We start from the raw sequence: 18510 nt of genomic DNA, 5'->3' as shown, positions 1-18510 counted from the left end.
GCCGGATGGCATTATCCAGCCTGTAACGCGATTCTGGGCCGGACAAACATCGCGATTAACGCCACCCGTGTGCGATTTGCCAGCCGAGGCGTGCCGCAACACGCGCTGCGTTGCCATCATCGTCAAAGCGCGGATTAAATTCAACCATATCCACCGCCTGTAGCTTACCGCTGCGACAAACGGCATCGACAAGCCGCATCACCGTCGCCAACGGCACACCGAGCGCTGCGGGCGCAGACACTGCGGGCATCTCCCAGGCGGGCAGCACATCAAGATCGATGGTCAGGTAGATCTTATCCACGCTGTCGATAACCTGCGCCAACGGCGCCTGAGCGGTATCACAATCCACGTCTTCTACGATGGTCACTCCGCGTTGTTGCGCCTCATCCCATAACGCCTGCGTATTTGCCGCCCGACTGACGCCAAAGCAGGCGTAATGAAACTCACGCTGCTGTTCATCGCATAATTGCGCCAACTGGCGAAACGGCGTACCGGAGGTGGCGTGGTCAGCCCGACGCAGATCCAGATGCGCATCAAGATTAATAATGCCGACTCTGGCATGCGGGAACGCATCGAGCAGTCCCGCGCCATGCCCAAACGCCGTTTCATGTCCGCCGCCTAGCACAAACGTGCGCATATCCGCCTGCTGGCAGCGCCGTACCGCATCGCGAAGCGCCTGCTGCGCGCCTTCCAGATCGGGGGCTTGCGCAATAATGTTACCTAAATCCACCAGCCGATCGTGGCCGTGGTGAGAGGCCAGGTTCGCCAGCGCCCGGCGCAGGGCATCCGGCGCGCCAGCAGCGCCAGGCCGCCCCTGGTTTCGCTTCACGCCTTCGTCACAGGCAAAGCCGAGCAAGGCGATTTTTTCACGATACATTTCGGGAGAAAACGTCGGGCTGCGCGTCACCGTCTGAAAGAGACGCAGCGCATTAGCCGCCTCGGCGCTGTCATCACGCCCCTGCCAGAGCGTGGGGGATGCGGGTTGCCATTGCGTCATGTTACTTCTCCTCTGAATACACGGTGACAGAGCGGGTTACGCCCCGGTTCATAAAGGATTTCAACCGGAAGCTCAGCGTCCCATACGGCAAAGTCAGCGACATATCCCGCTTTCAATTGCCCATGCGTCGTCTGCCGCCCCAGCGCGCGCGCAGCATGCCGCGTCACGCCCGCCCACGCCTCTTCCGGCGTTAAGCCAAACTGTACGCAAGCCATGTTCATCGCCATATGCAAACTGATAAACGGACTGGTGCCGGGGTTAAAGTCCGTTGCAACCGCCATTGGCACGCCATAGTGGCGGAGCAACGCCACCGGCGGGCGCTGCGTCTCTTTGAGGAAATAAAACGCCCCCGGCAGCAGAACGCCCACGGTGCCGCTGCGACTCATCGCCGCCACGCCAGCCTCATCCAGATACTCAATATGGTCAGCGGATAACCCCTGATAACGACTCACCAGTTGTGCGCCCCCCAGCAAGGAGAGCTGCTCAACGTGCCCTTTTACCGGAATGCCCAACGCCTGAGCGGCCTGAAATACCCGCTCACTCTGCGCCAGGTTAAACCCCACGCTTTCACAGAAAAGATCCACCGACTCAAACAGCCCTTTTGCCCATAATCCGGGCAGAATACTTTCGCAAACTAGCGTGATATAGCCGTCGGGATCGTCGCGGTATTCTGCTGGCGTCGCATGTGCCGCCAGCAGGGTAGGACTGATTTCCACCCTGTTTTCATGCGCCAGCGCAGCGGCAACGCGCAACATTTTCTCTTCCGTGGCGAAATTCAGGCCATAGCCGGATTTCACCTCCAGCAACGTAACGCCTTCTTGCAGCAACCGCGCCATCCGCGCACGCGCAATGGCTAAAAGCTCATCTTCAGAGGCCGTCCGGGTCGCGGCGACGGTCGCGTTGATACCGCCGCCCTGCGCGCTGATCTGCTGGTACGACACGCCGTTAAGCCGCTGCTCCCACTCCCCGGCGCGCGTGCCGCCAAAAATCAGGTGGGTGTGACAGTCAATCAGTCCGGGCGTGACCAGTCGGCCTTGCAGATCCACGGTATTGCGGTGCGCGGCGTTGAGCGACGACGCAGGCGCAATATCCAGTATCCGGCCCTGGCGGACGACAAGCGCATGATCGTCCACCATCCCATAAGGGCTACCGCGTTCAGGGTTCATCGTCGCCAGTCGGCCATTCCGCCAGATCGTGTCATCAGGTAAAAGTTGCGCCATTGGGTTCATCACTTGTCATGGGTTGTCTATACATTTATTTTTTATTCTGCCGGGGTTGTCAATCTTACAGGCCATGAATGTTATTTATTTGTGATGTACTTGCCTGGAACATCGGGTGCGCGGCGTCTAAAAAAGAACTTTTTACCTTTTCACCTTCCCGTTTCGCTCAACTTAGTATAAAAAAGCAGGCTTCAATGGAATTAATTTAACTTTCAAAGCCCGGAGCAACCTGTGAACACATTTTCGGTTTCCCGTCTGGCGCTGGCACTGGCTTTTGGCGTGACGCTGACCGCCTGTAGCTCTACGCCGCCCGATCAAATCCCATCCGATCAGACCGCGCCAGGCACCTCCTCGCGTCCGATCCTGTCGGCGAACGAAGCGCAGAATTTCGTTGCTGCACACTATTTCTCGTCACTGACGCCGAATACGGCGCCGTGGACGCCTTCCGCCATTACGCTGCCTGCGCAACCTGACTTCGTTGTCGGCCCGGCTGGCACGCCAGGCGTGACGCACACCACCATTCAGGCGGCGGTAGATGCAGCAATTACGCAGCGCAGCAGCAAGCGTCTGTACATCGCCATTATGCCGGGCGAGTATCAGGGAACCGTGTATATCCCGGCGGCGCCTGGCAGCCTGACGCTGTACGGTACGGGCGAGAACGCGATTGATGTGAAAATCGGCCAGGCGATTGACGGCGAAATGAGCACGACCGACTGGCGTCGTTCAGTGAACCCGGGCGGTAAATACATGCCGGGCAAACCTGCGTGGTATATGTTTGATAACTGCCAGAGCAAACGCGGCGCCAGCATTGGCGTGATGTGTTCTGCGGTAGTCTGGTCACAGAATGACGGCTTGCAGTTACAAAATCTGACCATCGAAAACAATCTCGGTGACAGCGTTGACGCCGGCAACCATCCGGCAGTGGCCTTACGCACTGACGGCGACAAAGTGCAGATTAATAAAGTGAACATTCTGGGTCGCCAGAATACCTTCTTCGTGACCAACAGCGGCGTACAGAACCGTCTGCAAAACGATCGCCAACCGCGCACGCTGGTGACGAACAGTTACATTGAAGGGGATGTGGATATGGTTTCCGGTCGCGGCGCAGTGGTGTTCGATAACACTGATTTCCGCGTGGTGAACTCCCGTACCCAGCAGGAAGCGTATGTTTTCGCTCCGGCAACGCTGTCGAATATTTATTACGGTTTCCTCGCCACCAACAGCCGCTTTACCGCCGCAGGTGATGGCGTCGCACAACTGGGGCGTTCGCTGGATGTGGATGCCAACACCAACGGTCAGGTCGTTATCCGCGATAGCGTGATTAACGAAGGGTTCAATATGGCGAAACCGTGGGCTGACGCCGTTATCTCCAAACGTCCTTTTGCCGGGAATACTGGCGCGAAGGATGATAAAGACGAGGTACAGCGTAACCTGAACGACACGAACTTTAACCGGATGTGGGAATACAACAACCGGGGTTTGGGCAGTAAAGTGGTTGCCGAACCGAAGCAATAATATCTGCTGACGATTATTCTTCAGGCCAGATAAAAGAGAAAAGGTCGTCACGCCTGGCGTGACGACCTTTTTTTACATCTGACGATTTTTATTGAAATTAATCAGACTTCCCGCTTTGATAATTTCACGTTCCTCGGCGGTCAGGCTTTCCAGATACAGACTGATTTCCGTGATTTCATCGTCATGAATCACATAGCCTTTTAAGGTGGTTGCGCATTGATCCAGCGCCGTACGGACGCCAGGAATGTAAATATAATCCCCGACGTCAAACCCAGGCTCACCCGCCATTTGCAGCGGCAACATTCCCCAGTTGATCACATTCGAACGGTAGCGTTTCGTCGCATACTCCTGGGCAATATTCGCCAGACCGCCAATCACGCGCTGACAGCTTGCCGCCTGTTCACGCGCGGAACCGTCTCCCGGCTTAACGGCATAAATCATGCTGCCAATCCCGGTGGCTAACGGATCGGTGGTTTCCTGGCCCGCAATTGTGCGAATACGGGCAAAGACCGGCTCCAGCTCACTCACCTCGCCTGCCAGACGCTGTTTTTCCAGCGTCGCGGTTGCTTTGCTTCGGCCAACATAGTCTGGATCGCGGCGTGACAGGGTGAACTCCGCCAGACCAACCGGATTTGAGCGAAAAGAGGAGGTCTCCCCGGACGGAATCAGCTCATCCGTCGTTGTGACTTCATCAAGAATTTTTGACGCCACCTTGAGCAGAATATTTTCCGTCAGCGCCCCCAGCGCCGGCCAGTCTTTAATATTCGGGCCATAGATGAGCGATTGCTGCGTCGCCCCTTTAACAAAACCCTGATAGACACGGTTTTTGTACGGAGTGGGATCAAACGCATAGTCAGGAACGTTTTCCCAGCAGTCCAGTTCAGCGGCGGAGGTCAGATAGCCCCCATTTATTGCCGTCGCCGCAATAGAACGCGCATCCATCAGCGCAACCGCGGACATTTGACCATTACCCGGTTTCGAACCTTCACGGTTCGGGAAGTTACGGGTGGTGTGGCGAATGCTCAGCCCGTTGTTAACGGGCGTATCGCCAGCGCCAAAGCATGGGCCGCAGAAAGCGGTTCTGATGATTGCGCCCGCGCCAGTTAAATCGGCCACCACGCCTTTTTTCGCCAGATCCATAAATACAGGCTGTGAAGAGGGGTAAACCGCGAGTGAGAACGTCTCATTACCACACGATTTACCGCGCAACGCATTCGCCGCCGCAATGACGTTCTCATAGTTACCGCCTGAGCATCCGGCAATAATTCCCTGCTGAACCTTTAATTTTCCCTTCTCAACTTTATCCAGCAGTGAGATTTTGGCTTTCCCACGGGCAATGCGCGCAGACTCAATTTCTACCTGGTGCAGAATATCCGTCAAATTCTCATTTAACGTGTCGATTTCATACACATTGCTCGGATGGAAAGGTAGCGCGATCATCGGTTTAATTGTGCTCAAATCAACATAAATACAGCCATCGTACCAGGCCATTGGCTGCGGATTCAGCTGTCGATAGTCCGGTTCACGGCCATGTAACGCCAGCCAGCTACGGGTTTCATCATCCGTTTGCCACACCGAACTCAGGCAGGTCGTCTCCGTGGTCATGACATCAACACTGTTACGGAAGTCCGTGGACATTGCGCTAATGCCCGGCCCCACAAATTCCATGACCTTATTTTTGACATAGCCATTTTTAAATACGGCGCCAATGATGGCTAACGCCACATCCTGCGGGCCAACGCCTGGCGCCAGTTTTCCCGTCAGATATACCGCCACGACGCCCGGATAATCGATATCCCAGCTATCATTCAACAGTTGCTTGACGAGTTCACCTCCGCCCTCCCCTACGGCCATCGTCCCCAGCGCGCCATAGCGCGTGTGGCTGTCTGAGCCTAAAATCATTTTTCCACCGCCCGCCATCATCTCGCGCATATATTGGTGGATGACCGCAATATGGGGCGGCACATAAATACCGCCATAGCGCTGCGCAGCGGAGAGTCCAAAAAGATGATCATCGCCATTAATGGTTCCACCAACGGCGCATAATGAGTTATGACAGTTTGTGAGAACATAAGGTAATGGAAAACGCACCATCCCGGACGCTTTCGCGGTCTGAATTATGCCTACATAGGTAATATCGTGGGAGGTTAACGAATCAAACTTGATTTTAAGTTTATCCATATTTCCTGACGTATTATGAGACGCAAGAATGGACCATGCTATGGTGCCTTTTTTGGCTTCCTCTTTTTGTACATTACCGCAATACTGTTCTTCTGCAATTATCTCATTGTTACCGGAGAGATAAATCCCTTTGTCATATAACTTAATCATTCATTACTCCACATTGCCGTGCATGTTTCCATGCACGGACAACAGACCATGTCATTAATAATAAAAATGAACGCTGACGGTTGATTACAGCATGTTCCAGTCAATCAACATGTTCCACCACCAGATACCAACCGTGATATGTACCAGGAACGTTAAAATGGTCAGAACCGCGCCGACGAGCCACCAGGACTTAATATCGTTATAACCGACCCCGAAAATAACCGGGCCAGCGGCACCGCCATAGTGCGTGACCATTCCGCCATAAGAGTTGGAGAATAATAAGGCCAGCGCGGTTAGCATTAATGGCGCACCAGAGACATTCGCCAGCATGGCGAATACCGGCATCATCGCCACAATATAAGCGCTACCGGAGGCAAAGAAATAACGGACAATAATACTCAGAAACAAAATGACGAAGAACGCCACGTTACCATGATTATCAAAAGAGAGATTGTTTTTAAACAGTTCAGCCAGCCAGTCAAAAAACTTCACTTTCGATAATAAAGAGCTTAAGCCAATGATACCGCCGTACCAGATTAATGTATTCCAGCCGCCCTTATTTTTAACGACATCATCCCAGCTCACCACGCCCAGTAGCAACATCGCGCCCATCACCACAATCGCAACGGTTGATTCATCCACGCCAAGCTGTTTACTGAAAATCCAGCCTGACAGCGCGAGGACAAAAATACCCAGCAGTAATTTCTCACGGCCTTTCATTGGCCCGAGATCCTGAAGCCCGGCTTTCGCGATCGTCTTATTATCAACCTTTTTAATTTCTGGTGGATACATGGTATAAATCACCAGCGGCGTCACCAGCAACATAATGATACCCGGCACCATTGCTGCCAGCGCCCATCCTCCCCAGCTTAATTGCAGATGGCAAATATCGTTGATCATTTTCAGCGCCAGTATGTTCCCTGCCATTGCGGTAAAAAACATATAACTGGTCGTTTTCGTGACCATATACACGGACATCATTAAGTAATGACCGACACGACGGGGGCTTTTTTCAGGCTCTGAACCCAGCGCGACGGCCACACTGTTGATGATAGGTAAAACAATGCCGCCTGCGCGCGCCGTGTTTGACGGCGTTGCCGGAGAGAGAACCAGATCGAGAAAAACCGTAACGTAGCCCAGCCCCAGCGTGGTATTCCCGATCTTACCAATCAGAATATACGCAATGCGTTTGCCCAGACCGGTAGTGACAAACGCGGCGCTTAACGTAAACGCAGAAAATACCAGCCACGTCGTTCCAGAGGCGTAACCGCTGAGCACGCTGGTCGTTTTAAACGCCCCTTCACTTAAATTTCCGACCACGACCATCGATGCCGCGACGGCAATCAATAATACAACGGGTTCGGGAAACGGTTTTATCACCAGCCCCACGATTGCCGCAAGATAGATGCCAAAGAGAACCCAGGCGAGTTCACTCAGACCGGCTGGCGCGGGAATTAAGCCAATAATACACGGGATCGCTAATATAATAATTAGCTTCCATATGGATTTTTTATTCATTTTTTGCACCCTGATTTATCTGTATTCGTTATACAGAAAAGGCATTGTTTGATTTTCCTTAATCACAGCGAAATGAGATCAACATCATTCAGGAATATAAACTTCACCTGCAAAAATCTTTCTTGCTGTGCGAATAACAGAAGCACGTATTGAAGAAGGCTCATTACCTTCATTTGTTAAATGAATATCAAGGCACCCGCCCGGGTGTTCGATATTTATATCGCCATAGTCTGTCAATTGCGTCATCCGGTGGGCGACCGTCCCTTCTGTCGCACAGCTACTGGCAAGCGCGATGGCACCAGTAATCGCCAGCGCCTTATGGCAGGAGTGCGGCATAAAATAGCGCACATTGATCGTCCCGCCCCGTCTGGCCGGGGAAATAAGCATCGGTTTAGGAATAACCATATTGCTGACGTCGCCTAACCCCATCGCTTTACCCGCCTGCAAACGGATGGATTCAATGCGACGCAATAATTCAGTATCGGCATCAAGTTCCGCAGGGGATTCATAACCCGTTTTACCGACATCTTCGGCAGCGATAATAACCACCGGCATCGCCATATCAATACAGGTGACGGCAACGGAATCAAAATGATCGACACGATGACCGGTCGGAAAAATTTGCCCGGTTTTGGCGCCAGCAGCGTTCAAAAACGTGAGTGCCACGGGCGCAGCCGTTCCCGGTACGCCATCGATTTTTGCCTGACCTTCGTACTCAACGGCGCCGTCCGGCGTCTGCACGTCCGCTTCGATATACGTATTTGTATTTACATTACGTATACGCACGCGCGTGACGGGCGGCGTAGTCTCAATTAAGCCATGTTCAATCGCAAATGCGCCTACCGCGGAAAGCATATTTCCACAGTTCGGCGTGGTATCAACGCGGTGTTCATGTACCAGAACCTGAGCAAATAAATAGTCGATATCTGCTTTTGAGTCATCCGAACGACGGATAATGGCCACTTTACTGGTCAACGGATTACCGCCGCCAATGCCATCTATTTCCAGCTCATTCCCCGATCCCATAATTGCCATCAATATGGCATCGCGCCGCTGTCTCTCCTCAGGAAGGTGTTCTGCTAATAAAAACGCCCCTCTGGATGTTCCCCCTCGCATCAACGTGCAGGGAATTTTTTTCATAACATTGCCCTCAATTAAAAAACATTAGCGTTAATGAGGACATGGTTGCACGCGCAGAATAGAGAGGCTAATGACTTTAAATTTATGATTGATAATTTATTTGCATTAATCAAGACGGATAATTTACATATAAACTACGTTTTTCTCTCCTGGGGCAGCAAATCAGGGAATCCCTGGATTCTATTTTCTGGAGTTATGATGAAACACGAATTATCAAGTATGAAGGCATTTGTCACACTGGCAGAGGCAGGATCATTTAACAAAGCCGCTAAATTACTTAACATTACGCAACCTGCATTAACTCGCAGAATAAAAAAGATGGAAGATGATTTACATACCCTGCTTTTTGAGAGAACAACACGTAAAGTAGAATTAACAAAAGCGGGGAGGATGCTGTTACCGGAAGCCAGAGAATTAATAAGAAAACTGGATGAAGCTCTTTTTAATGTTCGCGAAATGAATGCTTATCACCACGGCACGATCACATTGTCCTGTATTCCGACCGCTGTTTTCTATTTTCTACCCCTTGCTATCGGAAAATTTAATGAGTTGTACCCCAATATCAAAATACGAATTCTTGAAAAAGGTACGAACAACTGCATGGAATCGGTGTTGGGTAACGAAGCTGATTTCGGCATAAATATGAACAGCATCACAAATTCTGCTATTGACTTCACCCCGCTGGTGAATGAACCGTTTGTTCTGGCCTGTCGACGAAACCATCCCTTAGCCAGTAAGCAACTGGTCGAATGGCAGGAGTTGGTGGGCTACAAATTGATTGGCGTGCGGTCATCCAGCGGTAACAGGCTGCTTATTGAGCACAATCTGGCGGATAAACCCTGGAAGCTGGACTGGTTTTACGAGGTTCGTCATTTATCGACCTCACTTGGCCTGGTTGAGGCCGGGCTGGGTATTTCTGCACTGCCGGGGCTGGCAATGCCTCAGACAGTGCATCCCACGCTTATCGGAATCCCGTTGATCGAACCCGTTATCAGACGCACGTTAGGGATTATCCGGCGCAAAGACGCCGTTCTCTCTCCTCCGGCAGAGCGTTTTTTCTCTCTGCTTTTGAATGTCTGGGCCGATGATAAAGACACGCTGTGGACGCCCTTTGCTGAACCACAGCGGCAACAATAACGCCGTATCCGGCCGACGGCCCGGTAAGCGAGCGCCACCGGGCACAACGGTCACGGAATATTAATACGCGTTAACCACGACCCACATTGGCCCCTGGCCTACCGCATAACGGCCTTTCTCCGTCAGCAGCCCCTGCTCACCGGCAATGGCATACACCGCAATATGGTGTGACTTCTGCCCGGCGGCAATCAGGTACTTACCGCTATGATCGACGTTAAAGCCGCGCGGCTGCGTTTCAGTCGGCTGGAAGCCCTCTTTTGTCAGTACGCTGCCGTCTTCAGAAACGCTAAAAACGGTAATCAGGCTGGCAGTACGGTCGCAGGCATACAGATGACGGCCATCCGGCGTAATATGGATATCCGCCGCCCAACGCGTGTCAGAAAAATCGGCAGGCATCATATCCAGCGTCTGCACGCATTCAATATTGCCGTGCGGATCTTTCAGCTCCCAGACATCAACAGAGCTGTTCAGTTCATTCACGCAGTAGGCATATTGCTGGTTCGGGTGGAACGCCATATGGCGCGGCCCGGCCCCCTCAACGGTGGTGACTTCCGCCGGTTCCTGGGCGACCAGTTTGCCGTCGTCACTGAGCGTAAACAGGCAAATGCGATCCTGCTTCAGCGCAGGCACCCACAGCGTCCGGTTATCCGGTGAGATATTCGCTGAGTGGCACCCTTCCAGCCCTTCAACGACATCCACCACGCCAGCCGGCAGGCCATCATCCAGACGGGTCACGCTGACGTTACCGGCATTGTACGAGCCAACAAACACAAAACGGCCCTGATGATCGGTAGAGATATGGGTTGGGCTACCCGGCAGAGCGGACTCCGCCGCGAAGGTCAGCGCGCCGTCATCCGGCGCAATACGGTAAGCCAGCACGCGGAACTCAGGACGGACGCCAACATAGAGATAGCGCTTATCAGGGCTGACCACCATCGGCTGAACCTGCCCCGGCACATCAACCACCTGCACCAGCTTCAGCGAGCCGTCATGATTCAGGCTCCAGACGTGAATTTGCTGGCTCTCAGGGCTGGCGGTATAAACGGTTTGCTTCATGACTACTCCTTCCTTATGGCAACTGTCTGCAATTGCGGAATACAGCTTAACGTAGACGCTTTTAACGGTGAATGCTGAATTAACGCTCAGAATTTTGTCCGGCCAACCGTCTCGGTGTACCATTCCCGCAGGCAAAATTCTCAACCTTAATCTGGAACTCCCTATGACCGCTCGTGTGATTGCCCTGGATTTAGACGGCACCTTACTGACGCCGAAAAAAACATTGCTCCCCTCCTCGCTTGAGGCGCTTTCTCGCGCCAGAGAGGCAGGCTACCAACTTATCATCGTCACTGGCCGTCATCACGTTGCGATTCATCCTTTTTATCAGGCACTGGCGCTGGATACACCTGCAATTTGCTGTAACGGCACTTACTTGTATGATTATCAAGCAAAAAATGTTCTTGAGGCCGATCCGCTGCCTGTCGATCAGGCATTGCAACTGATTGATCTGCTGGATGCGCATCAGATTCACGGTCTGATGTACGTTGATGACGCGATGGTTTATGAACGCCCGACCGGCCATGTGATCCGTACCGCTAACTGGGCGCAGACGCTGCCGCCGGAACAGCGCCCGACCTTTACTCAGGTGCCGTCGCTGGCGCAGTCGGCACGCGACGTCAACGCCGTCTGGAAATTCGCGCTGACCGATGAAAATCTGCCAAAACTGCAACAGTTCGTGCAGCAGGTTGAGCATCAGCTGGGTCTGGAATGCGAATGGTCCTGGCACGATCAGGTGGATATCGCGCGTAAAGGGAACAGCAAAGGGAAGCGCCTTACCCAGTGGATTGAAGCGCAGGGCTGGTCGATGGAGAATGTGGTGGCGTTTGGCGATAACTACAATGATATCAGTATGCTGGAAGCGGCAGGCACCGGCGTCGCGATGGGCAATGCTGACGACGCGGTGAAAACGCGGGCGAATATCGTGATCGGCGATAACACCACGGACAGCATTGCGAAGTTTATTTATACCCACCTGCTGTAATCAGGCGGTAATTGAGACACTCTTGATTTGCGCGTACAGCCACAGGCCAGGTTTGATGCCCAGCTCATCCCTGGCCCACGGGCTGATTCTTGCCCACAGCGTTTTCCCGCCGACTTCAAGCTGGACTTCCACCTGCCCGTTATCGTCATAACAGTTTGCCACTTTTGCCCGCAGGATATTACGGATACTGGTTTGCATCGGTGGTTGTAATACCAGCGACACGTCCGAGGCCTGAATACGAATACGCAGCACGGTTTGCAGCGGCTCTTCCAGTTTGTTGACCCACAGGTGCTGATCGCCCAGCGCCAGCGCGGTCATTGCATAATGCGGATGATGCTCCAGCACGCTCACTTTCAGGATGCTGCTCTGCTGCTCTTTCGGCAGCCACGGGTGCATCACACTGCTGCCCCAGACCTCTTCCAGCGCGCCAAACGCTTTCACCTGCCCGTTTTCCAGCACCATGACTCTGTCCGCCAGATGTAAAATCTCGTCCAGCGAGTGACTGACGTACAGCAGGGGGATATTAATTTCGCGCGCCAGGCGTTGCAGATACGGCAGCAGTTCGCGTTTGCGCGGAATATCCAGCGAAGCCAGCGGCTCATCAAGCAACAGTAGCTCCGGCGCGGTCAGCAACGCGCGACCAATCGCCACACGCTGTTTTTCCCCGCCGGAAAGGCTGCCAGGCAAACGCTCCAGCAAAGGTTCGATACCGAGCAGATCCACCAGCTTGTCGAACTGTCCGGCCATGCTTTTCGCCATGCCATAGCGCAGATTGCCGCGCACTTTGTAATGCGGAAACAGTCGGGCATCCTGGAACACATAACCGACGCGCCGTTTTTCCGGCGTCAGGCAGATGCCATTTTCAACATCATTAAGCACGCGACCATTGAGCACAATGCGCCCTTTTTGCGGGCGCGTCAGTCCGCTGATGGCATTGATCAGCGATGTTTTCCCGGCGCCGGAAACGCCAAAAATAGCGGTGATCCCATTGGCAGGTAACGTTTCGTTGAGTGTCAGACAGTGGGTGCCCAGCGTCTGGGAGAAATTGAGTTCCAGCATGTTTATCTCCCCGCGCGCTCACGGCTGATACGCGCCAGCCATTCCGAAATCAACAATGAGATCAGCGCCAGCACAATAGAAATAATGCACAATCTCGCCGCCGCGCTTTCGCCGCCAGGGGTCTGGATCAGGGTATACATCGCGGAAGGAATGGTGCGGGTTTCACCCGGAATGTTAGACACGAAAGTGATGGTAGCGCCGAACTCGCCGAGCGAACGGGCAAACGCCAGCACGGTCCCGACGATGATGCCAGGCAATGTCAGCGGTAGCGTAATGGTGAGGAAAACACGCCAGCGTCCTGCGCCCAGCGTTCTGGCGGCCTGCTCCAGCTTAATGTCAACCCCTTCAAGCGCCAGACGAATAGCGCGAACCATTAACGGGAAAGACATCACCGCCGCCGCCAGCACGGCGCCTCGCCAGCTAAAGGCAAAGGTAATGCCGAACCAGTCATAAAGCCACTGACCAATAAATCCGCGTCGGCCCATCGCGATAAGCAGCAGATAACCGACCACCACGGGCGGTAAAACCAGCGGCAGATGCAGTACGCTGTCGAGCAACGCTTTGCCTGGAAACTTGCATCGCACAAGTAACCAGGCAAAAAAGATCCCAAACGGCAGACTAAACAACACGGCCAGGGAAGAAACTTTCAGGCTCAGTAGAACGGCCTGCCATTCTGGATCAGTCAGTATCATTACTTCGTCGTAAATCCATAACGTTTAAATATTTCGGAAGCCTGCGGTCCTTTCAGGTAGTCATAGAACGCGCTGACCGTTGCGTTTTTGTGTCCATCAACAATTGCGATCGGGTATTCCACTTTCTTATGGGAATCTTCCGGGAACGTGCCAACCACTTTCACGCCTTTGCTGGCAACGGCATCAGAACCGTAAACGATGCCCAGCGGCGCTTCGCTACGCTCCACCAGCGCCAGTGCGCCACGCACGTCTTCCGCAGGAGCCAGTTTCGGTGCCAGGGTATCCCATGCGCCCAGTTTTTGCAGCGCTTCTTTTGCATAAATGCCAGCCGGAACGTGTTCCGGGTCGCCCACCGCCAGACGACCGCCATTCAGCAGAGTCGTCCAGTTGGTTTTGCTGTCGATGGTGATGTCTTTCTGTTCACTGGCCTTTGGCGCGACCACAACCAGGCTGTTGCCAAGCAGCGTTTCACGCGTTGCGGTATCAATCGCTTTTTTGTCTACCGCGTAATCCATCCATTTCTGGTCAGCAGAGATAAACAGATCCGCTGGCGCTCCCGCTTCAATCTGGCGAGCCAGCGTAGAAGAAGAGGCAAATGAAGAGACAACGTCAACGTTCTTCTCTTTTTTGTATTCAACCGCAATATCCTGCATTGCGTTGGTCAGCGAAGCCGCCGCGAATACGGTGATTTTCCCTTCATCCGCCAGCGCATGTCCGGCAACAGTCAGAGATAATGTTGCCCCAGCAAACAGGCGTAACCATGTACGTGCCATCTGTAACTCCTTTGAGTGTCGTTATGTAGGCGCAAATATAGCGAGAAAATAAGGTTTTTCCCAGAAGTTATTGATACCCAATTGAGGTTACGCAAAGAAAATATCGGCAGAAAAAGCAGGATCTTGAGGGGCGCTACCCAATAGATTTCGGGTTGCGCTGAGACTCACAGGCACAGCCAACAAAAATGCGGCCTGAAAGTCGAAGAAAGTAAAACGCCCGACTGAGCGGGCGTTTAAAAATCAATGGTTTTGTCTGGACTGGTCTTTCTGACCGATGCCGGAGAAAATGTTGAACACTTCACCCAGACCGTAAATCAGCCCCAGAATGATGGCCATGACCACCGGAACCATGACTACGGCGAATACCAGACTTTTCAATAACTCTAACATGGTCAACTCCAGATAGGATTCTTTTGATATTCTAACTGCATAAATGAGAAAAGCACTCCCCTTTTGTGCGGTCGACTTTGCGCGGAAGCGGTTTTCCGTCACAATAACCCTTTTGCCAGGATCTTGTTATGCAGGCCGAAATCCTCCTTACACTCAAACTTCAACAAAAATTGTTTGCGGACCCCCGCCGCATTTCGCTGCTCAAGCATATCGCGCTTTCCGGCTCCATCAGCCAGGGGGCGAAAGATGCGGGCATCAGCTACAAAAGCGCCTGGGATGCCATTAACGAGATGAACCAACTCAGCGAGCAGACGCTCGTCGAGCGCGCAACGGGCGGCAAAGGCGGCGGCGGCGCGATACTGACCCGCTACGGTCAGCGCCTGATCCAGCTTTACGATTTGCTCGCCCAGATTCAGCAAAAAGCGTTCGACGTGCTGAGCGACGACGACGCCCTGCCGCTCGACAGCCTGCTGGCCGCCATTTCCCGTTTCTCTTTGCAAACCAGCGCCCGTAACCAGTGGTTCGGCACCATTACCGCACGCGATCACGATCAGGTTCAACAGCATGTCGATGTGCTGCTGGCCGACGGCGAAACGCGACTGAAGGTCGCCATCACTGCGCAAAGCGGCGAGCGTCTTGGCCTTGATGAAGGTAAAGAAGTCCTGATCCTGCTGAAAGCGCCGTGGGTTGGCATTACCCAGGACGAGGCGATTGCCCGGGCTGCCGACAACCAGCTTCAGGGAACCATCAGCCATATTGAACGCGGCGCCGAGCAGTGCGAAGTTCTCATGACATTACCTGACGGCCAGACGTTATGCGCCACCCTGCCCGTTGAAGAGACCGCCACGCTGGAAGAAGGTGCTAACGTGACGGCATATTTTAATGCTGACAGAGTGATTATCGCTACGTTGTGCTAAGTGCATTGACATCTGTTCTTTGAACACGTATCCCTGTCATTCATCGCTGCAAAAAATGGGATACAAAATGTCATCATTGCATATTTCGCAAGGTACGTTTCGCCTGAGCGACACAAAAACGCTTCAGTTAAATGCGCTGACGTTGCAGGCGGGGGATAGCTGGGCTTTTGTCGGCACCAATGGAAGCGGGAAATCGGCGCTGGCCCGCGCGCTGGCGGGAGAACTGACGCTACTGAAAGGCGAGCGCCAGTCTCAGTTCGCGCGCGTCACCCGCCTCTCATTCGAACAGTTGCAAAAACTGGTCAGCGATGAATGGCAGCGCAATAACACCGACCTGCTCAGCCCTGGCGAAGACGACACCGGACGTACTACGGCAGAAATCATTCAGGATGAGGTGAGCGATCCCGCCCGCTGTGCCGAACTGGCGCAGCAGTTTGGCATTTCTTCCCTGCTCGACAGACGTTTTAAATACCTTTCTACGGGCGAAACGCGCAAAACGCTGCTTTGTCAGGCGCTGATGTCAGAGCCGGATTTATTAATCCTCGATGAGCCGTTTGACGGGCTGGATGTCGCCTCCCGCCAGCAACTGGCGAATCTTCTCGCCACGCTGCACCAGTCGGGCTACACGCTGGTGCTGGTGTTAAACCGCTTCGATGAGATCCCCGAATTCGTTCAGTATGCGGGAGTCCTTGCCGACTGCACGTTAACGGAAACGGGGGAAAAAGCGGATTTGCTCCAGCGGGCGCTGATTGCCCAACTCGCGCATAGCGAACGACTGGAAGGCGTAAAGTTGCCCGAGCCGGATGAGCCTTCTGCCCGTCACGCCCTGCCGGACGGCGCGGCGCGCATTATTCTCAACGATGGCGTCGTCTCCTATAACGACCGCCCTATCCTTAATCATTTGAGCTGGCAGGTGAATCCGGGTGAGCACTGGCAGATTGTCGGGCCTAACGGCGCGGGAAAATCCACCCTGCTAAGTTTAATCACCGGCGACCATCCGCAGGGATACAGCAACGACCTGACGCTGTTTGGCCGCCGTCGCGGGAGTGGTGAAACAATCTGGGATATCAAAAAACATATCGGCTATGTCAGCAGTAGCCTGCATCTGGATTACCGCGTCAGCACCACGGTGCGTAATGTCATTCTCTCCGGTTACTTTGACTCGATTGGCATCTACCAGGCGGTTTCCGACAGGCAGCACAAGCTGGCGCAGCAATGGCTGGATATTCTGGGAATGGACAAACGCACTGCGGATGCGCCTTTCCACAGCCTGTCCTGGGGGCAACAACGGCTGGCGCTGATCGCCCGTGCGCTGGTCAAACACCCTACGCTGCTGATTCTTGACGAGCCCTTACAAGGCCTGGACCCGCTGAATCGTCAGCTTGTTCGCCGCTTTGTCGATGTACTGATTAGCGAGGGAGAAACGCAGTTGTTGTTTGTCTCCCATCACGCGGAAGACGCCCCAGGCTGCATTACCCATCGGCTGGAGTTTGTACCGGAAGGCGAGAGTTACCGCTATCAACAGACGACGCTGCGTTAGCGGTTCACTGGGGGCGTGCGACCACGCCCCTTTTTTCACTGCTTTTTCAGATAAAAGGCGCAATCATTCTTAAAGCATATGATTTATCATTAAATAACAGTCGTTGGCGGGTGAAAAAACCGAAGTGTAAACGATTCCACTAATATATTCCATGTCACACTTTTCGCATCTTTGTTATGCTATGGTTATTCCATACCATAGGCTTAACGGAGCGAATTATGAGAGTACTGGTCACCGGTGGTAGCGGTTACATTGGAAGTCATACTTGTGTACAGTTACTGAAAAACGGTCACGATGTCATCATCCTTGATAACCTCTGCAACAGTAAGCGCAGCGTACTGCCTGTTATCGAGCGATTAAGTGGTAAGCACCCAACTTTCGTTGAAGGCGATATTCGTAACGAAGCGCTGATGACTGAAATTCTGCATGACCACGCGATTGACGCCGTCATTCACTTTGCCGGTCTGAAAGCCGTGGGCGAATCCGTCGCCAAACCGCTGGAATACTATGACAACAACGTCAACGGTACGCTGCGTTTAATCAGCGCCATGCGCGCCGCCAATGTCAAAAACTTCATCTTCAGCTCCTCCGCCACCGTCTACGGCGATCAGCCCAAAATTCCTTATGTCGAAAGCTTCCCGACCGGCACGCCGCAGAGCCCATATGGCAAAAGTAAACTGATGGTCGAACAGATCCTGACCGACCTGCAAAAAGCGCAGCCGGACTGGAGCATCGCCCTGCTGCGCTACTTCAACCCGGTCGGCGCGCATCCGTCAGGTGATATGGGCGAAGATCCGCAAGGCATTCCTAACAACCTGATGCCGTACATCGCCCAGGTCGCCGTTGGCCGTCGCGAATCACTCGCGGTCTTTGGCAACGACTACCCTACCGAAGACGGCACCGGCGTGCGTGATTACATCCATGTGATGGATCTTGCCGACGGCCACGTAACCGCGATGGAAAAACTGGCTGGCAAACAAGGCGTGCATATTTACAACCTTGGCGCCGGTGTTGGCAACAGCGTGCTGGATGTGGTTAACGCCTTCAGCAAAGCCTGCGGTAAACCCGTTGCTTATCATTTTGCCCCACGCCGTGAAGGCGACCTTCCGGCCTACTGGGCGGACGCCAGCAAAGCCGACCGCGAACTGGACTGGCGCGTAACCCGCACACTTGACGAAATGGCACAGGACACCTGGCGTTGGCAGTCACGCCATCCGCAGGGATATCCAGACTAAGGACATGT

General features: G+C 53.5%; 16 protein-coding genes. 6 read left to right on the top strand and 10 right to left on the bottom strand.

What is annotated here, in order from left to right; genetic code table 11:
- Positions 1 to 55 precede the first annotated feature (55 nt).
- Both hutG and hutI read right to left on the bottom strand, forming a co-directional pair.
- Entirely contained in the window at positions 56 to 997 is a 942-nt protein-coding gene (hutG, locus tag OGX75_RS17690; RefSeq protein WP_012133208.1) for a formimidoylglutamase, read from the bottom strand.
- Positions 994 to 2217 (bottom strand): imidazolonepropionase, encoded by a 1224-nt coding sequence (hutI, locus tag OGX75_RS17685; protein ID WP_286451401.1) that lies wholly within the window; start codon positions 2215 to 2217, stop codon positions 994 to 996. Before hutI ends, hutG begins: the two co-directional genes overlap by 4 nt.
- Before the next feature lie 231 nt (positions 2218 to 2448).
- On the opposite strand from hutI, the gene OGX75_RS17680 reads away from it, so the two are divergent.
- Positions 2449 to 3732 (top strand): putative acyl-CoA thioester hydrolase, encoded by a 1284-nt coding sequence (locus OGX75_RS17680; protein WP_012133211.1) that lies wholly within the window; start codon positions 2449 to 2451, stop codon positions 3730 to 3732.
- 72 nt (positions 3733 to 3804) lie between these two features.
- On the opposite strand, the gene OGX75_RS17675 is transcribed toward OGX75_RS17680, so the two are convergent.
- The 3 genes from OGX75_RS17675 to OGX75_RS17665 form a co-directional block, all read right to left on the bottom strand.
- A complete protein-coding gene (locus tag OGX75_RS17675; RefSeq protein WP_286451402.1) occupies positions 3805 to 6063 on the bottom strand; it encodes a hydratase in 2259 nt (752 codons plus the stop codon).
- Positions 6064 to 6147: 84 nt separating this feature from the next.
- Positions 6148 to 7581, bottom strand: coding sequence for an anion permease (locus OGX75_RS17670; protein ID WP_071259654.1), 1434 nt, complete (start codon positions 7579 to 7581; stop codon positions 6148 to 6150).
- 84 nt (positions 7582 to 7665) lie between these two features.
- Complete coding sequence (locus tag OGX75_RS17665) at positions 7666 to 8721, bottom strand: 4-oxalomesaconate tautomerase (protein ID WP_012133215.1); 1056 nt, start codon at positions 8719 to 8721, stop codon at positions 7666 to 7668.
- Positions 8722 to 8919: 198 nt separating this feature from the next.
- On the opposite strand from OGX75_RS17665, the gene OGX75_RS17660 reads away from it, so the two are divergent.
- A complete protein-coding gene (locus tag OGX75_RS17660) occupies positions 8920 to 9858 on the top strand; it encodes a LysR family transcriptional regulator (RefSeq protein ID WP_047458020.1) in 939 nt (312 codons plus the stop codon).
- A gap of 60 nt (positions 9859 to 9918) precedes the next feature.
- Here the strand turns inward: OGX75_RS17660 and pgl are convergent, their stop codons facing one another.
- Entirely contained in the window at positions 9919 to 10914 is a 996-nt protein-coding gene (gene pgl, locus OGX75_RS17655) for a 6-phosphogluconolactonase (protein WP_024130516.1), read from the bottom strand.
- Between the two features lie 163 nt (positions 10915 to 11077).
- Here pgl and OGX75_RS17650 point away from each other — a divergent pair, with 163 nt between their 5' ends.
- Positions 11078 to 11896, top strand: a complete 819-nt coding sequence (locus OGX75_RS17650) for a pyridoxal phosphatase (RefSeq protein WP_012133218.1) — start codon at positions 11078 to 11080, stop codon at positions 11894 to 11896.
- Here the strand turns inward: OGX75_RS17650 and modC are convergent, their stop codons facing one another.
- The 4 genes from modC to OGX75_RS17630 all read right to left on the bottom strand — a co-directional run bounded on the left by modC (position 11897) and on the right by OGX75_RS17630 (position 14810).
- A complete protein-coding gene (modC, locus tag OGX75_RS17645) occupies positions 11897 to 12955 on the bottom strand; it encodes a molybdenum ABC transporter ATP-binding protein ModC (RefSeq protein WP_012133219.1) in 1059 nt (352 codons plus the stop codon).
- A gap of 2 nt (positions 12956 to 12957) precedes the next feature.
- On the bottom strand, positions 12958 to 13647 hold the full coding sequence (modB, locus tag OGX75_RS17640) for a molybdate ABC transporter permease subunit (RefSeq protein ID WP_012133220.1): 690 nt from the start codon (positions 13645 to 13647) through the stop codon (positions 12958 to 12960).
- Positions 13647 to 14420, bottom strand: coding sequence for a molybdate ABC transporter substrate-binding protein (gene modA, locus OGX75_RS17635; RefSeq protein ID WP_012133221.1), 774 nt, complete (start codon positions 14418 to 14420; stop codon positions 13647 to 13649). Before modA ends, modB begins: the two co-directional genes overlap by 1 nt.
- 240 nt (positions 14421 to 14660) lie before the next feature.
- Positions 14661 to 14810 (bottom strand): AcrZ family multidrug efflux pump-associated protein, encoded by a 150-nt coding sequence (locus tag OGX75_RS17630; protein WP_024130518.1) that lies wholly within the window; start codon positions 14808 to 14810, stop codon positions 14661 to 14663.
- A 128-nt stretch (positions 14811 to 14938) separates the two neighbouring features.
- On the opposite strand from OGX75_RS17630, the gene modE reads away from it, so the two are divergent.
- The 3 genes from modE (at position 14939) to galE (ending at position 18502) form a co-directional block, all read left to right on the top strand.
- Positions 14939 to 15727, top strand: coding sequence for a molybdenum-dependent transcriptional regulator (modE, locus tag OGX75_RS17625; RefSeq protein WP_012133223.1), 789 nt, complete (start codon positions 14939 to 14941; stop codon positions 15725 to 15727).
- 67 nt (positions 15728 to 15794) lie between these two features.
- Positions 15795 to 17267 carry a molybdate ABC transporter ATP-binding protein ModF gene (modF, locus tag OGX75_RS17620; RefSeq protein ID WP_115614944.1) on the top strand — a complete coding sequence of 491 codons (1473 nt, stop codon included), beginning with the start codon at positions 15795 to 15797 and terminating at the stop codon, positions 17265 to 17267.
- A gap of 218 nt (positions 17268 to 17485) precedes the next feature.
- Complete coding sequence (gene galE, locus OGX75_RS17615; protein WP_024130520.1) at positions 17486 to 18502, top strand: UDP-glucose 4-epimerase GalE; 1017 nt, start codon at positions 17486 to 17488, stop codon at positions 18500 to 18502.
- The last annotated feature ends 8 nt before the right edge of the window (positions 18503 to 18510 follow it).

It is taken from the genome of Citrobacter sp. CK199, assembly GCF_030333285.1.
Taxonomy (GTDB): Bacteria; Pseudomonadota; Gammaproteobacteria; order Enterobacterales; family Enterobacteriaceae; genus Citrobacter_B; species Citrobacter_B koseri.
The sequence above is the reverse complement of the archived record's forward strand: the minus strand, read 5'-3'. Positions and strand labels throughout refer to the sequence as shown.

Bases quoted from the DNA above. Each gene is read 5' to 3' on its own strand.
- modE (WP_012133223.1), top strand. From the start codon at position 14,939: ATGCAGGCCGAAATCCTCCTTACACTCAAACTTCAACAAAAATTGTTT.
- modB (WP_012133220.1), bottom strand. From the start codon at position 13,647: ATGATACTGACTGATCCAGAATGGCAGGCCGTTCTACTGAGCCTGAAA.
- hutI (WP_286451401.1), bottom strand. From the start codon at position 2,217: ATGGCGCAACTTTTACCTGATGACACGATCTGGCGGAATGGCCGACTG.
- modA (WP_012133221.1), bottom strand. From the start codon at position 14,420: ATGGCACGTACATGGTTACGCCTGTTTGCTGGGGCAACATTATCTCTG.
- pgl (WP_024130516.1), bottom strand. From the start codon at position 10,914: ATGAAGCAAACCGTTTATACCGCCAGCCCTGAGAGCCAGCAAATTCAC.
- OGX75_RS17665 (WP_012133215.1), bottom strand. From the start codon at position 8,721: ATGAAAAAAATTCCCTGCACGTTGATGCGAGGGGGAACATCCAGAGGG.
- galE (WP_024130520.1), top strand. From the start codon at position 17,486: ATGAGAGTACTGGTCACCGGTGGTAGCGGTTACATTGGAAGTCATACT.
- modF (WP_115614944.1), top strand. From the start codon at position 15,795: ATGTCATCATTGCATATTTCGCAAGGTACGTTTCGCCTGAGCGACACA.
- OGX75_RS17670 (WP_071259654.1), bottom strand. From the start codon at position 7,581: ATGAATAAAAAATCCATATGGAAGCTAATTATTATATTAGCGATCCCG.
- OGX75_RS17650 (WP_012133218.1), top strand. From the start codon at position 11,078: ATGACCGCTCGTGTGATTGCCCTGGATTTAGACGGCACCTTACTGACG.
- modC (WP_012133219.1), bottom strand. From the start codon at position 12,955: ATGCTGGAACTCAATTTCTCCCAGACGCTGGGCACCCACTGTCTGACA.
- hutG (WP_012133208.1), bottom strand. From the start codon at position 997: ATGACGCAATGGCAACCCGCATCCCCCACGCTCTGGCAGGGGCGTGAT.
- OGX75_RS17675 (WP_286451402.1), bottom strand. From the start codon at position 6,063: ATGATTAAGTTATATGACAAAGGGATTTATCTCTCCGGTAACAATGAG.
- OGX75_RS17630 (WP_024130518.1), bottom strand. From the start codon at position 14,810: ATGTTAGAGTTATTGAAAAGTCTGGTATTCGCCGTAGTCATGGTTCCG.
- OGX75_RS17660 (WP_047458020.1), top strand. From the start codon at position 8,920: ATGAAACACGAATTATCAAGTATGAAGGCATTTGTCACACTGGCAGAG.